Origin of the sequence: Bacillus haimaensis (assembly GCF_048270625.1) — a bacterium.
GTDB lineage: Bacteria > Bacillota > Bacilli > Bacillales > Bacillaceae_I > Sutcliffiella_A > Sutcliffiella_A haimaensis.
On sequence record NZ_CP158164.1, the window covers coordinates 1,423,695 to 1,439,761 of the forward strand.

19 protein-coding genes are annotated in these 16,067 nt (G+C 40.7%); 11 read left to right on the top strand and 8 right to left on the bottom strand.

Annotation, left to right across the window (positions count from 1 at the left end; all coding sequences use genetic code 11):
* Nucleotides 1–120 precede the first annotated feature (120 nt).
* From asnS to ABN702_RS07230, 5 genes are all read left to right on the top strand, one after another.
* Entirely contained in the window at nt 121–1,413 is a 1,293-nt protein-coding gene (gene asnS, locus ABN702_RS07210; RefSeq protein ID WP_417900041.1) for an asparagine--tRNA ligase, read from the top strand.
* Between the two features lie 299 nt (nt 1,414–1,712).
* Nucleotides 1,713–3,170 carry an IS1182 family transposase gene (locus ABN702_RS07215; protein WP_417900042.1) on the top strand — a complete coding sequence of 486 codons (1,458 nt, stop codon included), beginning with the start codon at nt 1,713–1,715 and terminating at the stop codon, nt 3,168–3,170.
* Nucleotides 3,171–3,728: 558 nt separating this feature from the next.
* Nucleotides 3,729–4,439 (top strand): DnaD domain protein, encoded by a 711-nt coding sequence (locus ABN702_RS07220; protein WP_417900043.1) that lies wholly within the window; start codon nt 3,729–3,731, stop codon nt 4,437–4,439.
* Nucleotides 4,440–4,562: 123 nt separating this feature from the next.
* Nucleotides 4,563–5,216: an endonuclease III gene (nth, locus tag ABN702_RS07225; RefSeq protein ID WP_417900044.1), complete on the top strand. Its 654-nt coding sequence runs from the start codon at nt 4,563–4,565 to the stop codon at nt 5,214–5,216.
* The gene (locus tag ABN702_RS07230) at nt 5,213–5,719 is read left to right on the top strand and encodes a YpoC family protein (protein WP_417900045.1); all 507 of its coding nucleotides are present in this window, start codon (nt 5,213–5,215) and stop codon (nt 5,717–5,719) included. The genes nth and ABN702_RS07230 overlap by 4 nt, the downstream gene beginning before the upstream one ends.
* Nucleotides 5,720–5,748: 29 nt before the next feature.
* On the opposite strand, the gene ABN702_RS07235 is transcribed toward ABN702_RS07230, so the two are convergent.
* On the bottom strand, nt 5,749–8,439 hold the full coding sequence (locus ABN702_RS07235) for a transglycosylase domain-containing protein (RefSeq protein ID WP_417900046.1): 2,691 nt from the start codon (nt 8,437–8,439) through the stop codon (nt 5,749–5,751).
* Between the two features lie 42 nt (nt 8,440–8,481).
* Nucleotides 8,482–9,081: a Holliday junction resolvase RecU gene (gene recU, locus ABN702_RS07240; RefSeq protein WP_417900047.1), complete on the bottom strand. Its 600-nt coding sequence runs from the start codon at nt 9,079–9,081 to the stop codon at nt 8,482–8,484.
* Between the two features lie 96 nt (nt 9,082–9,177).
* Here recU and ABN702_RS07245 point away from each other — a divergent pair, with 96 nt between their 5' ends.
* On the top strand, nt 9,178–10,194 hold the full coding sequence (locus ABN702_RS07245; RefSeq protein WP_417900048.1) for a DUF2515 family protein: 1,017 nt from the start codon (nt 9,178–9,180) through the stop codon (nt 10,192–10,194).
* Between the two features lie 68 nt (nt 10,195–10,262).
* Here the strand turns inward: ABN702_RS07245 and ABN702_RS07250 are convergent, their stop codons facing one another.
* On the bottom strand, nt 10,263–10,385 hold the full coding sequence (locus tag ABN702_RS07250) for a spore protein (protein WP_417900049.1): 123 nt from the start codon (nt 10,383–10,385) through the stop codon (nt 10,263–10,265).
* 178 nt (nt 10,386–10,563) lie between these two features.
* Between ABN702_RS07250 and ABN702_RS07255 the strand changes: the two genes are divergently transcribed.
* Together ABN702_RS07255 and ABN702_RS07260 are read left to right on the top strand one after the other, a co-directional pair.
* A complete protein-coding gene (locus ABN702_RS07255; protein ID WP_417900050.1) occupies nt 10,564–10,824 on the top strand; it encodes a hypothetical protein in 261 nt (86 codons plus the stop codon).
* A 44-nt stretch (nt 10,825–10,868) separates the two neighbouring features.
* On the top strand, nt 10,869–11,228 hold the full coding sequence (locus ABN702_RS07260; protein ID WP_417900051.1) for a YppE family protein: 360 nt from the start codon (nt 10,869–10,871) through the stop codon (nt 11,226–11,228).
* 41 nt (nt 11,229–11,269) lie between these two features.
* Here ABN702_RS07260 and ABN702_RS07265 read toward each other — a convergent pair whose 3' ends face one another.
* Both ABN702_RS07265 and yppF read right to left on the bottom strand, forming a co-directional pair.
* Nucleotides 11,270–11,434, bottom strand: coding sequence for a hypothetical protein (locus tag ABN702_RS07265; protein WP_204414563.1), 165 nt, complete (start codon nt 11,432–11,434; stop codon nt 11,270–11,272).
* Nucleotides 11,435–11,542: 108 nt separating this feature from the next.
* Entirely contained in the window at nt 11,543–11,746 is a 204-nt protein-coding gene (gene yppF / locus ABN702_RS07270) for a YppF family protein (RefSeq protein ID WP_204414562.1), read from the bottom strand.
* A gap of 212 nt (nt 11,747–11,958) precedes the next feature.
* On the opposite strand from yppF, the gene ABN702_RS07275 reads away from it, so the two are divergent.
* Nucleotides 11,959–12,573 carry a YppG family protein gene (locus ABN702_RS07275; RefSeq protein WP_417900052.1) on the top strand — a complete coding sequence of 205 codons (615 nt, stop codon included), beginning with the start codon at nt 11,959–11,961 and terminating at the stop codon, nt 12,571–12,573.
* A 94-nt stretch (nt 12,574–12,667) separates the two neighbouring features.
* On the opposite strand, the gene ABN702_RS07280 is transcribed toward ABN702_RS07275, so the two are convergent.
* Nucleotides 12,668–12,916: a sporulation protein gene (locus ABN702_RS07280; RefSeq protein ID WP_417900053.1), complete on the bottom strand. Its 249-nt coding sequence runs from the start codon at nt 12,914–12,916 to the stop codon at nt 12,668–12,670.
* On the bottom strand, nt 12,909–13,094 hold the full coding sequence (locus ABN702_RS07285) for a hypothetical protein (protein ID WP_224840179.1): 186 nt from the start codon (nt 13,092–13,094) through the stop codon (nt 12,909–12,911). Before ABN702_RS07285 ends, ABN702_RS07280 begins: the two co-directional genes overlap by 8 nt.
* Nucleotides 13,095–13,249: 155 nt before the next feature.
* Between ABN702_RS07285 and ABN702_RS07290 the strand changes: the two genes are divergently transcribed.
* Entirely contained in the window at nt 13,250–13,399 is a 150-nt protein-coding gene (locus tag ABN702_RS07290) for a hypothetical protein (protein WP_417900054.1), read from the top strand.
* Between the two features lie 39 nt (nt 13,400–13,438).
* Here ABN702_RS07290 and ABN702_RS07295 read toward each other — a convergent pair whose 3' ends face one another.
* Nucleotides 13,439–13,912, bottom strand: coding sequence for an Hsp20/alpha crystallin family protein (locus ABN702_RS07295; RefSeq protein WP_417900055.1), 474 nt, complete (start codon nt 13,910–13,912; stop codon nt 13,439–13,441).
* A 165-nt stretch (nt 13,913–14,077) separates the two neighbouring features.
* Between ABN702_RS07295 and ABN702_RS07300 the strand changes: the two genes are divergently transcribed.
* Nucleotides 14,078–15,997, top strand: coding sequence for a lysylphosphatidylglycerol synthase domain-containing protein (locus ABN702_RS07300; protein WP_417900056.1), 1,920 nt, complete (start codon nt 14,078–14,080; stop codon nt 15,995–15,997).
* Nucleotides 15,998–16,067 lie beyond the last annotated feature (70 nt).

Here is a 16,067-nt window from a genome sequence, read left to right on the forward strand (position 1 = left end):
ATGAAGGGAAGGAAGCATACTTAAAAGTGTTTGCTTCCTTTATTCATGGCTTGTATAATATAGGTTATGTACATAACAGTAAGAAAAAGTTGCTAGAACAAGGTTGGAGGGAACATAAGAGTGAAGACAACAATTAAAGAAGTATATAAGCATGTAGGAGAGGAAGTAACGATTGGTGCCTGGATTGCAAACAAGCGTTCAAGCGGGAAAATCGCCTTCCTACAATTGCGTGATGGCTCCGGCTTCATTCAAGGAGTAGTGGTGAAAGCAGAGGTAGCCGAGGAAGTTTTCCAAAGCGCAAAATCCGTGACTCAGGAAACATCCGTATATGTCAAAGGTATTGTCCGTGAAGATGAGAGATCTCCGTTCGGATATGAATTGGGTGTTACCGGCCTGGAAGTGATCCATGAAGCGGTTGATTATCCAATTACTCCGAAAAACCACGGTACTGAATTTTTAATGGACAACCGTCATTTATGGCTGCGTTCCAAAAAGCAGCATGCAATCATGAAAATCCGTAATGAAGTGATCCGTGCTACGTATGAATTCTTCAACGAAAATGGATTTGTAAAGGTAGATCCGCCTATCCTGACAGGAAGTGCTCCTGAAGGTACATCAGAGCTATTCGCAACGAAATACTTTGATGAGGATGCGTATCTTTCCCAGAGTGGTCAGCTTTATATGGAAGCGGCAGCAATGGCCTTAGGAAAGGTGTTCTCTTTTGGACCGACTTTCAGAGCGGAAAAATCCAAAACACGCCGTCATCTCATTGAATTCTGGATGATCGAGCCAGAGATGGCATTCATCGAATTTGATGACAACCTGAAAGTGCAAGAGGAGTATGTTTCCTACATTGTTCAGGCCGTCCTAAGAAACTGTAAGCTTGAATTGGGCGTATTGGATAGAGACGTAACAAAACTTGAAAAAATCAAAGCACCGTTCCCGCGCATTTCCTATGATGATGCTATCAAGTTCCTGAACGAAAAAGGATTTGATGATATTAAGTGGGGTGATGATTTTGGTTCTCCACATGAAACAGCAATCGCAGAAAGCTACGATATGCCAGTATTCATCACCCATTATCCAATTGGCATCAAACCGTTCTACATGCAGCCGCATCCAGAACGTGACGATGTAGTATTATGTGCAGACCTTATTGCACCGGAAGGCTATGGCGAGATCATCGGTGGTTCCGAACGTGTCCACGATTTTGATTTGCTGAAGCAGCGTTTGGAAGAGCATAACCTGGATTCTGATGCATACAAATGGTATTTGGAATTACGCCAATACGGTTCCGTACCACACTCTGGCTTTGGTCTTGGCTTAGAACGTACAGTGGCATGGATCAGCGGCACAGAACATGTCCGTGAAGCCATTCCATTCCCAAGACTATTAAATCGTCTTTATCCATGATATTTAAAACCACTTGTTCCCTTAATAAGTGGTTTCAGACTGTAGACAAACTCGAGGTAATTCGAGGTTGTCTACAGTTTTTTTGAGCCTGTATAATAATGCCCGTTGATTTCCGTTCCAGGCACTGCGCTTTCCGCGGGCGGTCCGGGAGCCTCCTCGGCTTCGCCTGTGGGGTCTCCCCTGTCCCTTCCTCGAAGCCACTGAAAAAGTGCTCCTATAGCTAGACAAACCTAAATTTTTTAAGGCTTGTCTAGTTATTTTATTTTATAATAAAAGTACTAACTTTAGGTGGTGTGCTTATGTTAACGAACCAAGAAGAATTCGCTTTGAGTCCCTATGCCAAGATTTATGACTTAGTAGTACCGAAAGATAACCTACTAAGAAGAATCAACGGAATTGTGGACTTTTCCTTCATACACGAAGAACTGAAAAATAAGTATTCCCTCGATAACGGACGTAATGCCATACCACCAATCAGAATGTTTAAATACTTATTGTTAAAGGTAATTTTCGACCTATCAGATGTAGACGTGGTGGAGCGCTCAAAATATGATATGTCATTTAAATTCTTTTTAGATATGGCTCCAGAAGAATCCGTAATCAACCCTAGCTCACTCACCAAATTCCGAAGACTTCGTCTTAAGGATATGGAAATTCTAGATATGTTAATTGGAAAAACTGTAGATATCGCAATCGAACATAATCTTATTAAACAAAACATAATCTTTATCGATTCTACACATACAAATTCTCGTTATAGATCTAAAACAGCTAAGCAATATCTTCAGGAAAAATCAAAACTATTGCGCAAAGCTGTCTACCAAATTGATGAAAAAGCAAAAAAAATATTCCCTGAAAAACCAGTAAGTAAAGATTTACAAGCAGAATTAGACTACACGGAAAATTTAGTAGATGTCTTAGAAAATAATCCACAATATTCACAGATCCCTGCAGTCAATGAAAAGCTAAACCATTTAAAAGAGGCATTTGAAGATTGTAATCACCAAACTCATTTCTCTACAGATTCCGACGCACGGGTTGGACATAAATCGAAAGACCACTCTTTTCTTGGATATAAAACCCACCTAGCTATTTCTGACGAAAGAATTATCACTGCTGCCGTAATCACATCAGGAGAAAAAGCCGATGGTAAATACCTAAAAGAACTAGTGGAGAAAACTAACCAGGCAGGGATGAAAGTAGATGCAGTAGGTGGAGATACCGCTTACTCCGGGAAAGATAATTTGATTTATACTCATAAAAAAAACATAAAACTTGTAGCGAAGCTGCATCCGGTCATCACAAACGGCACCCGGGAAAAAGAAGATGGTTTTGTATTTAATAAAGACGCAAACCGATTTACTTGTCCTGCTGGGCACTTATCGAAAACGAGTGGACTGATAAAGAAAAGGGGAACAAACCGTAACGATCAACTAAAATATTTCTGGAACGTTGAGGTTTGTAAAGCTTGCCCGATTCGTCGAGGGTGCTATAAAGAAGGAGCTAAGTCGAAGACCTACTCCATCCCTATAAAATCAAATGAACACTTAGAACAAGAAGCGTTTCAACAGACAGATGAATTCAAAGAACTTGCCCGCTCAAGATATAAAGTTGAAGCAAAGAATAGTGAGTTAAAGAATAGACATGGGTATGAAAAATCAAAAGCCGCAAGTCTATTTGGGATGCAAATTCAAGGTGCCACTACGATATTCGCAGTAAATTTAAAACGAATAGTTAAGCTAATCGATGAAAAATAAATAGTAAGATAGGGTGAAATGTGAGCTTAATTGGGTGGCAATTTCCAATTAAGCTCTTTTTGTTTAGTTTTTTAAATAAAATTCAAATAATAAACTCGTTTTTCAGTGGCTTCCCCTTCCTCCCGCAGGAGTCTCCGTGCCTTCCACTCCAATCAACTGAGTTTTCTAAACTTTTTGTGGGGCGATAACCCTGTGTATCTTTACAAGTACCTCTTCATACTTTCCCATAGTATAAGGATTCAAATTTGACATGGAGAAGTATAATACAAATGATTTTTTATTTTTAATATTACGCATTATTGTTGCAGGTTCGCCCCTGTTGATTGGAGTGCAAGGAGTGAGACTCCTGCGGGAGCAGCGTGTCAAGGGAGACCCCGCAGGCGCAGACATGCGCCGAGGAGGCTCCCGAGGCCGCCCGCGGAAAGCGAACTCCTGGAACGGAAATCAACAGGGTGTTTAGTGGAGACGCTCTATTTACAGATTGACCAATGCTTTTCTTAATTTTTCCTTAGAAGAAAAGGTATAAATTTGTTATACTTAGTCATGAGGTGTCTCCTAATGAAAAAAGAGCAATTTATTGAATTTTTGGAGGAAGGGAATCTTTCCATTCCAAATTACTTATTGAACAATTACGTGAAGCTAGGCTTAAATGAAAAAGAGTTTCTACTCATCCTTCATGTACATTCTTTCGTGGAAAGCGGAAAAATCTTTCCTACCCCAATGGAAATTGCAGATAAAATGACGATAGATCCTACAGAATGCATGGAAATCCTGCGTCATCTACTACAAAAAGGGTATCTTGCCATCAGTGATGAGATGGACGAGTACTCCATCAAATACGAACGTTATTCCCTCCAGCCCTTATGGGAAAAAATGATTCAGTTTATGCTAGAGAAAACCAAACAGGCAACCATTCAATCCAATAAGGACGATGAAATCAATCTTTATACTATTTTTGAGCAGGAATTCGGACGACCGTTGTCGCCGTTTGAATGTGAAACGCTTGGTATGTGGATGGACCAGGACCACCATGATCCAACTATTATCAAAGCTGCCCTGCGAGAGGCTGTTATCTCGGGGAAACTGAATTTCCGATATATTGACCGTATTCTTTTTGAATGGAAAAAGAATGGCATTAAAACACTCAACCAAGCAAACGAATTTGGCAAGAAATTCAGAAAGTCCAATATTCCTTCAAAACAGCATAATCAAGTGCCTATGAATAAACCCAATAAAAACACGGTTCCATTTTATAACTGGCTGGACTAAAGGTAGATCATATTAGGAAAACGGATTACTGCCGTTTTCCTTTTTAAGTAAGATTATTCGCTTAGAACCAAAAGAATAAAAATATAACTATCTGAGCAAAGCAAGAAGGGTAGGGGCAGGTCAATGCTTAATTTAAAACAGGTCAATGAAGTCGTTGAAGTGATGGGGGAGATGTTCCCAGATGCACATTGTGAATTAAATCATCGCAATCCATTTGAACTCGTCATTGCAGTAGCCTTATCGGCACAATGTACCGATGCACTAGTAAATAAAGTAACCAAAACGTTATTTGAAAAATATAAGAAACCAGAAGATTATTTAGCAGTTACTTTGGAAGAGCTGCAGCAGGATATACGATCTATCGGATTGTTCCGCAACAAAGCAAAAAATATCCGGAATTTGTCGCAGCTCCTACTTGATGAATACGAAGGAGAGGTTCCACAGGATCGAGATGAGCTTGTAAAGCTTCCTGGTGTAGGGAGAAAGACTGCAAATGTTGTTGTATCCGTTGCATTCGGCGTGCCCGCTATTGCGGTGGATACGCATGTAGAACGGGTCAGTAAAAGACTTGGAATCTGCAAGTGGAAAGACAGTGTGCTGGAAGTGGAAAAAACGTTGATGAAAAAGATTCCAATGGATAAATGGTCAGACACACATCATCGTTTAATCTTTTTTGGAAGATATCATTGCAAGGCTCAAAATCCGCAATGTGAAAGCTGTCCATTGCTTGAAATGTGCCGTGAGGGCAAAAAGAGAATGAAAAGGAAGGTTAAATGATGAGAGTGCCCACAGCATTCGCCCATCCGCTGTATTATTCTGAAAGCGAAGTGGTCGAGTCAGGACGCTTTGATTGGCAGACAAGTTTGACTGTCCCTTTCAAATATGACATGGCATACGCACTCGGCCTTGCTCCCTCAAACCTTCCATGGGAACATCATTCACAGACGGTACCGCTATTGTTCCATTTATGGAATAAAAAGGAAGAGAAACTAAACTTGCTTCATGATAAAAGAGAGCGTTCTGATGTGAAGGTCCATGTAATTGGTGGCATTGCGTTACTTCTCCAAGCCATATTCTGGATGAACCAGGTACCGGTGCGTTCATTGGCGGATTGGGAAAAGGAGATACTGCAATTGCCAGTAATACCTGTAAATATTGTAGAGCGTCTTGATTTTGTCATGAAAAAGCCGGAAATGTATCACGCCTTTATACAGTTGCAGCAGCTCTTTACAGAAAGCAGCAAACTGTTCTATAAAATGCAGGCAATCCAAAAAAGGTAGGACCCAAAATATCGGGTCCTACCTTTTTTTTATTCATCATCATTGTTATTGTTTTGACCACGGTTTCGACCTTCGCCACTACCGTCTCCGCCATCACCGGTTCCACCTCCGGTACCGCCGCCGGTATCGCCTCCAGTACCGCCACCTTCACCAGTACCTTCGCCGTCACCTTCGCCGTCACCTTCGCCGTCACCTTCGCCATCACCTTCGCCATCACTTTCACCGTCACCTTCACCGGTACCTTCGCCATCACCCTCGCCATCACCCTCGCCAGGTGGAGTTGGAGGGAGCTCAGGAACGATTTCTTCCTCTTCTACAAGCTCAGGAACCTGAACGGACTGTGTAGCAGGGTCGCTACGTCTTTCTTTGTTGTCATCAATGAAAGCTGTGATCTCAAATGTAAATGTTGCCCCTGGGTCAGGATTATTAACTGCCAACCCAAGCTCTTTGGTTATAGTCAATGCTTGAGGGGACCCTTCATTCACAGCAACTTTCACATCAAAGCTTACATTTTCCAATTGATCTTCCGGGTAATCCCAATTTAACAGAATTTGATTTGTAGCTTCGTCATAAGTGGCTGTAAAGTTTGACGGACTAGTAAGCTTCTCAAATTCTTTTGATACTTTCGTAGGTTCCGTACCTTTAACGAAATACTCATTGGTAATACGATCTTTCGGAGTGAATTCACTCGCTTTAAGCGGTGGATTCGATCCTTTTTCGATAGCAACTCTTACGACACTTTTCGGAACAGGGAAGTCCGCTTTATCCTCATCCGTCGTGGAGACATGCTCCATCAGCTGCCTGAAAATTTCTCTCGATAAATACTGATCTTCAGAACCGGATGCAATACTTCTTAAGTAATTATCTTCGCCGCCCTTGTTGAAGCCGGTCCAAACAGCAGCAGTGTAGGACGGGGTGTATCCTGCAAATAGTGTACTTGGAGCTGCATCTGCTGGAATATCATACTTTTGCAGGTCATCAGATGAAAAGTTGGTAGTCCCTGATTTACCTGCAAGGTTCAAGCCCGGTACATTTGCTGCACGTGCCAAACCAGTAGTTATTGATGTTTTCAGCATGTCAGTGATCATGAATGCGGTAGAATCTTTCATCACTACCTGCGATTCCTTATTTAAACTAACACTCTTGCCGTCCTGGAATACTACTTTGGTTACAGCAAAAGGTTCTGTGTAAACCCCGCTATTCCCAAATGGGGCATATGCCCCAGCTAGTTGAAGAGGGGAGATACCACGATTGAAACCACCGATCGAGTATGCTTCCGGTATATCTTCGCCTAGTGGAATGCCTAGCTTCACAGCAAAGTCGCGCGCTTTATCGGCTCCAACCTCCTGGAAGGCTTTCAGTGCTGGAATATTACGTGAATCCGCAAGATGCTCACGGATACTCATCACACCTTTATGTTTTTTGTCCCAGTTGTTGATTGGTGCACCGTTGGAATAAGAAATCGGTTCATCATCAATTTGCTGATAAGTGGACCAGTCAAGATGTTCGATGGCTGGGCCATAGTCCAATATCGGCTTGATGGCAGAACCTGGTTGTACGCGAATATCTGTTGCATAATTCAAGCCTGTTTTGACATGATTGCGACCGCCGCCGATTGCACGAATTTCACCTGTTTTCGTATCAATCAAAGATACACCTGCCTGGAAATCTTCATTTTCCGGATACGCAATGCCGCTCTCATCAGATAGCAGGTATTCCACATGCTCCTGGGCATCCACGTCTAATGTTGTATAGATCTCCAAACCATCTGCCTGTGGATCCACCTCTCCAAGCTGTTCGGATATCTCTTCGATAACACGATCCATGAATGCATTGTATTTATTGGAGAAGTTTGTCTTCTCTACATCGCTTGCCAATGTAGAGTCAACAGGAATCGCCTTTGCTTCATCCGCTTGTTCCTGTGTTATTTTGCCATGTTGTACCATCAAACTGAGAACAATATTGCGACGTTTCTCAGCATTTTCCGGATTCGTTAACGGGTTGTAGTTGTTCGGACTTTGTGGAAGTCCTGCAAGCATTGCTGCTTCATGCAACTCTAATTCATCCAGTGATTTTCCGTAATAGTTTTTAGCAGCTTTGGCAACTCCATATGAATAATTGGAAAAATAAATTCTGTTTAAATACATTTCAAGAATCTGCTCTTTACTGAAGCGGGATTCCAATTCGTATGCCAGATAAAATTCCTGGGCTTTTCTTTTTAACGTTTTATCTTTGGACAAGAAGGATAACTTCACTAATTGCTGTGTAATAGTACTGCCACCCTCTGAACCGAAACCTCGTGTAACGTTTGCCAAAACAGCTCCGGCAAGACGCCTGTAATCCACTCCCTTATGTTCAAAAAAGCGGACATCCTCGGTTGCAAGGAAAGCATCCTGCACCAGCTGTGGAATTTCATCATATTCCACATATTCCCTTGCCTCGTGTCCACCAATTTCAGCGGCCAATTCACCATTCCTGTCATATACCTTGGAAGGGACGGGAACTTTTAAAAGAGTCTCATCAAGAGGGGGAGTATCCTTTACATAGAATGCAAATGTACCTATTCCTGTAAGAAGTCCAACAATACCAACTATCAGTACGGTTAAAAAGATCTTTTTGAAAAGATTTTTTCGTTGTGCTGTTTTAGGTCCCTTTTTTGCACCTTTTTCTTCCTGTAATGCTTTTCTTCTCTGTTCTCTAGATTGATATTTATCTGCCATGTAACAGACCTGCCTTTCTCCGCTTTTGCCGTGATTCAGGGGTTAGCAATAGACACTGTCTATTATTTTAATATAATCAATTCTTGGCTGAAAACCTATAGGTATCAAGTACCCGTCCTTTTCAACCTCTTGCTTTGTAATTGATTTTCTTTCCCCAGCTTCTTTTCTCTCCCAGTAATAAAACAACCTTTCAGCCGGCAGCAAATAGACTTCATTAAAAACACGGAACAATAATATGACGAAACAGATTCCATTTTGTTTCACTACCTGCTGCATATGTTGAATCTGATGTTCATGGAAATTCTGAAGCGGAAAGGAAGTTTTATTTTTGGTTTCCTTCGCTTCAAAATCAATATATTTCCCTTTGTATACTCCATTAAAGTCAGTGGTGGATGCCTGTTTGAAGTAGGCTTCCTTGATGACCGCCGCACTTCTTTTCGGATAATGGACATCTACAATCTGAATGGGTGTGGGCTTTTTATGAACAACAGCAATCTGATGATGCAGATAGTACAAATTGGTTTCATGCAAGTCGTCCTCAAGTGTCATTCCTCTGTTTCCGTATAAGACGGGAGCCTTGTTTTTAGAAGACGTATTTGCGGTTGACTGAAATACTTTTCCGTTTGGGTATCGGATATTCATAAAATTCCCCCTATAGACCAAAACTAACCTTATCTAGGAAAAAAACGTCAAATTTATGTGGCGATGTACCCCATGCCTGTGCAAGGAGGAAAAGAGTTGAGTCATTCTTTGATGCTTCAAAGCTATCATTCCATTGGTGAAAAAAGGAAGAATTATGTATATTCCTTTCAAGAAAATAAGTTTATCACTAGTATTAAAAAAAATACAGTAAAACATAATCTTGATAATATCTCCCGTACAAAGGCATATGCCAGCTTTTATGAGCGGAACAAAGGAATCAAATGGGCATTCTTGGCCAGCATGGTTTCCCGTAATGCCGGATGGAATATTACAGACCTAGAAGGCCGCTGGTTCACCCTTGCGCTTGATTGGCAGCAGCGGTTTCCCTTGTTCTATACGTATGAGCTTGCAAATTGGATGATCTTTCAGGATGCCTTTCCGCAACTATTAATATATGAACTATCCTCCTATTATAACAAATCATATTTCCATCTATTAAAAGAGTTCCGCGTTTCCTGTTTCATGGAATATGAATGGCTGAGGTTCTGGGAGGAAGGGGACGAGGAACGTTTAATTACTTCCCTTATCATCAATGAACAAAACCTCATCCAGAAACAGGTTCTTCAGAGTCGCACTTTAAAAAAGAAAGTCTTTAAGACAATGGTATACTCATTTCAGGATCTTGGGCATTTCAGTTGTGTCGTATTCCCGACACTTGAAGGAAAGCTGTATGGTTACTCTGTTCATGGTTTTCAAAAGCTGAACAACAGAATAGAATTGGGCAAAAAACTGGCTGCACTGTTATTCTCACCAGAGCATCATGAATCCTTTCACCAATTCTCAGTCCATACCGAACATACAGGATCAAGAAGAGATTATGAACAATACTTAAATAAGAGGCTTCTCCGGGAAACACCGATATTAAGGTCTGCTTATCCGATTATCAGTCACGAAAAACAAAATCTGGAGGATTGGGTTTTTAAAGGTGCAAAAAAACTGGAAAAGTGGAGGCAGCCTTGCCAAAGAAACCCTAAACAAGAGGAACTGACAAAATGGTTCATCCATAAACAGCACCAGATGCATGGGCTGATCGCTTTAAGGAATTGGTTGTGATCGAATAAAAGGGGCCTGACCCTCAATCCTTTAACGCGACATCGCACTGAGGGTCAGGCCCCTTTTTCTTATGTCGAAGGACGATTCGGTCCGCCTAATTTCTTGTCCAGTTGTTCTGGTGCATTTTCTGCGGCATTTCGATTGTGCTGTTGTTGGCTTTGTTGTTTGTTATTCCGTTTTTTTGCCATCATACAAACCTCCTATATGTTGTAGTGAATTTGCTTTTATATTTTCTCCTGTACCGACAAAAACATGCAATGTCGCAGAAAAACACTTTCTTTGGCGAATTAGTTCTAGTTTTGTCACATGGGAAGGTGGATGGAAAATAGCGGCGAAATGTAACAGTAATAAAGTATGGAGGGGATTATTATGTCCAATGTTGTATCACGCTATGATGTCTCTAAGTTGTTTGATGATATGATGCTGCAAATGGATGTGCTGGAGCAAACTATGTCCAATTCCATGAAAATCGAGCGGGAAGAAATGGAAGAAGTCATGAAGGATCAGATTAAACGGTTGCATTATACATTGGATGAAGTGGAAAAGGTAATGAAGGAACAGAAAAATCATAAGGTGGAGACGAAGCCTGCTATCCCGTTTAGTCAACGTGCTTATTCAGTATCTGTGTAGAAAATTTCATTTTTATGGTACTATTTATTGCTAGAGGTGAGAAAATGGAAAGCACTAGCAGTAAAGTATTGGCACTGACGAAAAAGCTAATGGATTTTATAGAGAGAATTGAATCTCGGTTTATTCACACACAGGAAAACAAAATGGAGCCTGATTTTTTCAACGAGGTAAAACCCTTTGCCGATGAAGTGCATGCTCTATTGCTGGAATGGGAGAAGGAAACGGTGGAGTGGATAGGGATTGCAGCTCCCAAATATATTCATTCGCAGCAAATTGTCAGCACGGTTGAAAATGTTAATCATGTAACGGTCCAGTGTTTCTACCCGGATACCCGTGAGAAAAGGTTCAAAGGGATGATCCAATCGATCCGTTATGTATTGAATGATATTCTATCAAAAAAATAGTGAAAACAGTGCCTGTACCCTCGTGGGGCAGGCACTGTTTTTTATCGTTCTTTCTCTTTTTGAATGGTGACAGGACGGTTTCCGTTTTTGGCAGAAGGCTCTATTGCAAACTCTGCCTTTTCAAATACCTTTTTTTCTGCAGGGGCAGATCCTATTGTAGGTTCATGGCCTTTTTTCTTGTGCTGAAAATGTTTTCCACGGCTCATCGTTCATTCCTCCTTTTATCCTTTTTATTGTTCCTCAATTTTTCAGGTTCATTACATTGAAAATAAAAATGGAGATCCTGATGTGGGATCTCCTGGCATAAAAGCATATCATGTTAATTCTAAAATATCCTCGAAGGTTTTTGGCGGAACTGCACCTTTTTTTTCTAGCTCTTTGATGAGGCATCGAAACTGTACAATCGATAATTCTTCACGTAAATAAAGCTGCCTGGCAAAATCCATTAACTCATTTTCTTCCATTGGTTCATAGCTTTTACAAGTAACAAATTTGTGATGAAGTTCTTCTAGTACCACCAAAACATCCCCCCACTTTGAAGTTACTTTTATAGTAGCATGGGATTGGAATTTTTCTTGTTTTTGAAAAAATGAAACTTCCGACAAAATGGGACATAAAATATAAAAATTTCCAATAGAGTGAGGAAGGTTGACCGACCAGGTAAGATAGGCACGTTTCCCAGTAGTCATTCATATGCTATGGATAGAGCGAGATAAGAGGAGGGATCTGAATGTTTAGGAGAATGTACGGAAGACCTAGACATTTATCATATAACAGGAATATGTCTTTATTGAATCAACTGCCTTCTATGCAGAATATGATGCCTTTTATGAATAGTGGCAGCTTTCCAGGTATGACGGCTGGATTCCCTTTCAACGGAGGTATCGAAGGCTGGAACCAAGAGGTATTCAACCAGAATGGGATGAACATGTTTGCCAACCAGGGTGTTCCGAACCAGAATTTCCAAGGTATCCCGGGGTTTCAGGGATTTCCTTTTCAACAGAATGGAATGATTGGACAGAATGGTATCATGCCCCAAGCAGGATTCCAGAACGGAATGCAGCAGCCTAATGGCGTAAATGGTATGTCAACTTTCCCTGTACAGGGTGGAATGCCACAGGGAATGAACATGTTCCCTCAAACACCATTCATGAATCCTTATCCGACGCAAAATCAGAACAATAAACCACAATCTTCACAGGTTCAATCGTTTATGAATCAGTTCAAAGGGCAGGATGGGAATGTGGACATGAAGAAAATGATGGATACAGCTGGCCAGATGATGAACACGGTCAATCAGTTGAATAATATGGTAAAGGGAATTGCAGCAACGTTCAAGGCTTAAAAAAGGATGCCGGTATAGAGGCATCCTTTTTATATTCAGATCTGTTCGTAAAGATTTTTGACAGCGTTCATTTAGCAGGACAAGTTTCCCTAAACTATAATAACTCATAAACCTCATTCAATTGCTGAAGACGGGGGAAATCCTCCGACTCCAATGCATGCTTCATTTCATCTGGAAGAGAATGATTGAGAAACTGAACCTGCTCGTCGCTCAATTCGTTGATAAAAGAAACTGTATTCTCATATCTCTTTTCATGCATCTTTAGAATGATACTGTTTGCCATCTCCCTGTCCTCACCATAAGAGGTGAGAATCTCTTGTAAGTAGGCGAGTGGCTTATTCATGATAATCGCCCTTTGCTTTCCCATCAAAAAAGAAATTATCCAGCTTTTCTTCTTCCTGATGGTTGAGAGAGGAGCTGTAATACGGATTTTCCACTTTCTCTTTTTCATCCAGGTTTGTCTTTATGACAAGGGATGGAGAAGTAGACGGACTGGCATAGATCTTTTTGTATTTTTCCACGTAGAACACCTCCTTATCTTTATGTTTTGTAGGGAAAGAAAAAGTATGTAGGGATGGAGCTATCAGAAGTTACCAGAAGTAAGAAAGAAGATTTATGGAAAAATAAGCGATAGCATCAAAATAACATTTATCAAAACAATGTAGGAGGAAAACGAATGACAAATCGCAACGATAACCGGGAGCGGAAAAATAAGTATCCAAACAATAAGGGAGATATAGAAGCTTCAAAGGAAATCTCCAGCATACAACAGGATTCCACTCCAGAGGAAAATCCAAAGTACGGATCAAGATCCCATAAAAACTAACAAAGACGACGCCACGCATATGTGGCGTCGTTTCTGTATTCAGTCTTCGATTCTGATTTGCCGCTTTGATTTTTTCGGGAAACGGACTTGTAGAAGTCCATCGCGGTAGTTTGCCTGTAGTGCATTGATCTTCACATATGACGGGATAGGAACGCTGCGGCTGGATCGGTTTGCGGAATAGCTTTTGGAATATAAATGGGTTCCTTCATCAGATGTTTCCAAAATCTCTTGATGATCCACACTGATCGTAATGTACCTGTCGAAGTTTTCAATCGTAATTTGTTCTTTTTTTACTCCTGCCAATTTGCAATGGATGATAAATTCCTGCTCGGACTCTATTGTTTCAATAGGAAATGTAGCGTTAGCGAAGGATTGGCCGAAAAAATCATCCATTTGCCTCAAGAGCCCTTTAATAGGTGAACTGCTAAAAAAGGAATCAATGGATTGAAGAATATCGGGCTTGGGTGGGCGCGAGCCTTTTTTTGGAGTTAAGTCAGAATTCTTGTCTTTCATCGTGAAGCTCCTTTCAAGTCATGTTAGTTATCTATATGAAGAAATGGGTTGGGAAGGTTCCATTTTTAATAATGGCTAAAGGAAGGAATGGAAAAAACTCATGGAAAGCGAATACAAACTATGATACGTTTGGAATAACAACCTTAACTCGAAGGAAGATTACATATGCAGCTATTGAAAAATACATATTTCTTGAAAGTACTTAAGGTCGTGTTTCCCTTGACGATTTTAATTTTGATTTACATAGAAGGAACAAAACAGATGCGTGCTGTGAATATGTCCCTTGTTTTGCAGAAAATACAGGAAATCGGCCTCCCTTGGTTTCTCTGGATTTTTTTGTTAGGTGTATGTGCTGTTGCAACCATGATTCTTTATGATGTTTATCTAATTGGGAAGTTGAACGTTCATGTTCCAAAATGGAAAATGATGGTACAAGGTTTTTCTGCAAACGCTTATGCAAACTTTTGGGGATTTGGGGGTTTTGCAGGGGTCGGTTTACGAACTTTGTTTTACCGGAAACATACAGGGAATATCTACTTTTTCCTTAAATCGGTCACCATCCTTTTACCTTATATGTTGGTTGGCTTATCTTTTTTTGCATGGATAGTGCTGGCTTATGAATGGTATGCACCTATCGTTCTGCATAATTATCCTATTATAAAGCTGCCACTGCTGATTATGTGTGGCTACGGCATTTTTATTGTTGCTGCCGGATATTATACAAATAGAGTGACAAACCACACTCAATTGAATTTAGTGGCAATATCGCTATTAGAATGGGGATTTGCCGCATTTCTATTTTTTCAGATTTCACTTGCCTTGAATGTCCATATGCCTGCTCATGTAGTCATACTACTCTTTTTTATGGCAGCCATCTCCGGAGTATTGAGCACAGTGCCAGGAGGAGTGGGAGCTTTTGATTTTGTCATACTGGTAGGAATGGCGAGTTTCGGAAATTCAGAAGAAAAAGCATTGGCACTCCTATTTCTATACCGTCTGGTTTATTATGTGATTCCCTTTATGATCAGTACAATCTTTTTAGGGCATTTTCTATATAAAGAAAAAATATGGAGAACCATTATTCCGGACAAAGAAGCATTTTCATCTGCATGCCATCGCATATTATCAGTTTGGGTATTGGTGGTTGGCGTTTTGCTGCTGCTTTTCCCAGTGGTTCCAGCATTCATTCATAGGGTGAAGCTTGCAGACCAGTTCCTAGCCCTGGAGTTGCTGCAATTTTCCCAGCAGGTCTCCATTGCAATCGGAATCATCCTTTTGGTACTGGCCAGAGCGATAGAAGATAAGGTCAGAAGAGCCTATTACTTTACCTTTTTTGTTTTAATAATTGGAATGTTTGTCAGTTTTTCTAAAGGGTTTCATTTGTGGGAGGTGGTCCTTCTCCTCGGTGCACTCTTGCTTTTGTATGGCTCTAAACGGGAATTCCATCGTTCTGTCAGTCAATACACCTTAACAAAAATTATTATCGATGGATGCATTCTTTTTTGTATTTCCCTATTGTATGTACTTGTTGGCTCCCTACAAATCGTGTATCTGCGGAAAATGGTGCCAGGCAGGTTGCAGGATCTTTTTGCACTTCATCCGCAGGCATTGATCCAGGATGTGGCAATTGGTTCTGCTATTGCCGTTGTTCTCTTATATTTTGGTTTGTATTTTAAAAGAAATAGCAAATCCTCCTCACTCTTTACTAAGGCAAAGGGGGAAGAAAGAGAAAACAGATTAATAAGTGGAAAGTTGCTTTTCCGGGAAAAGCCTCTTTACGTTTTTTCTACTGAAACAGCTATGGTGTATTATCAAAAATGGAAGGATTCCCTCATACTCATCGACGATACAAGCCCACTGGATAGGGAAGCTCTGATCTATATGGAAAAGGAAGCAGATCGATATGGATATACGCTGATACTTCAGGGATTTCATAAGCTTGATGCTGCTGATTTGAGGGAGATAGGATATTACGTAGTGAAAGAAGAAAAGCACTTTTTCTTCTTTTCGCAGCAATTTCCACAATTGGAAGCAAAATTCTTGATAAAACAGCTTGTCCGAACCACTAAAAAGGTGGTAAGATAGATGTCTTTTCTTTTGATTTATGGTACAATAAGTATTGGAAGAGATTGTATAACGATGGTGTCCGATAACA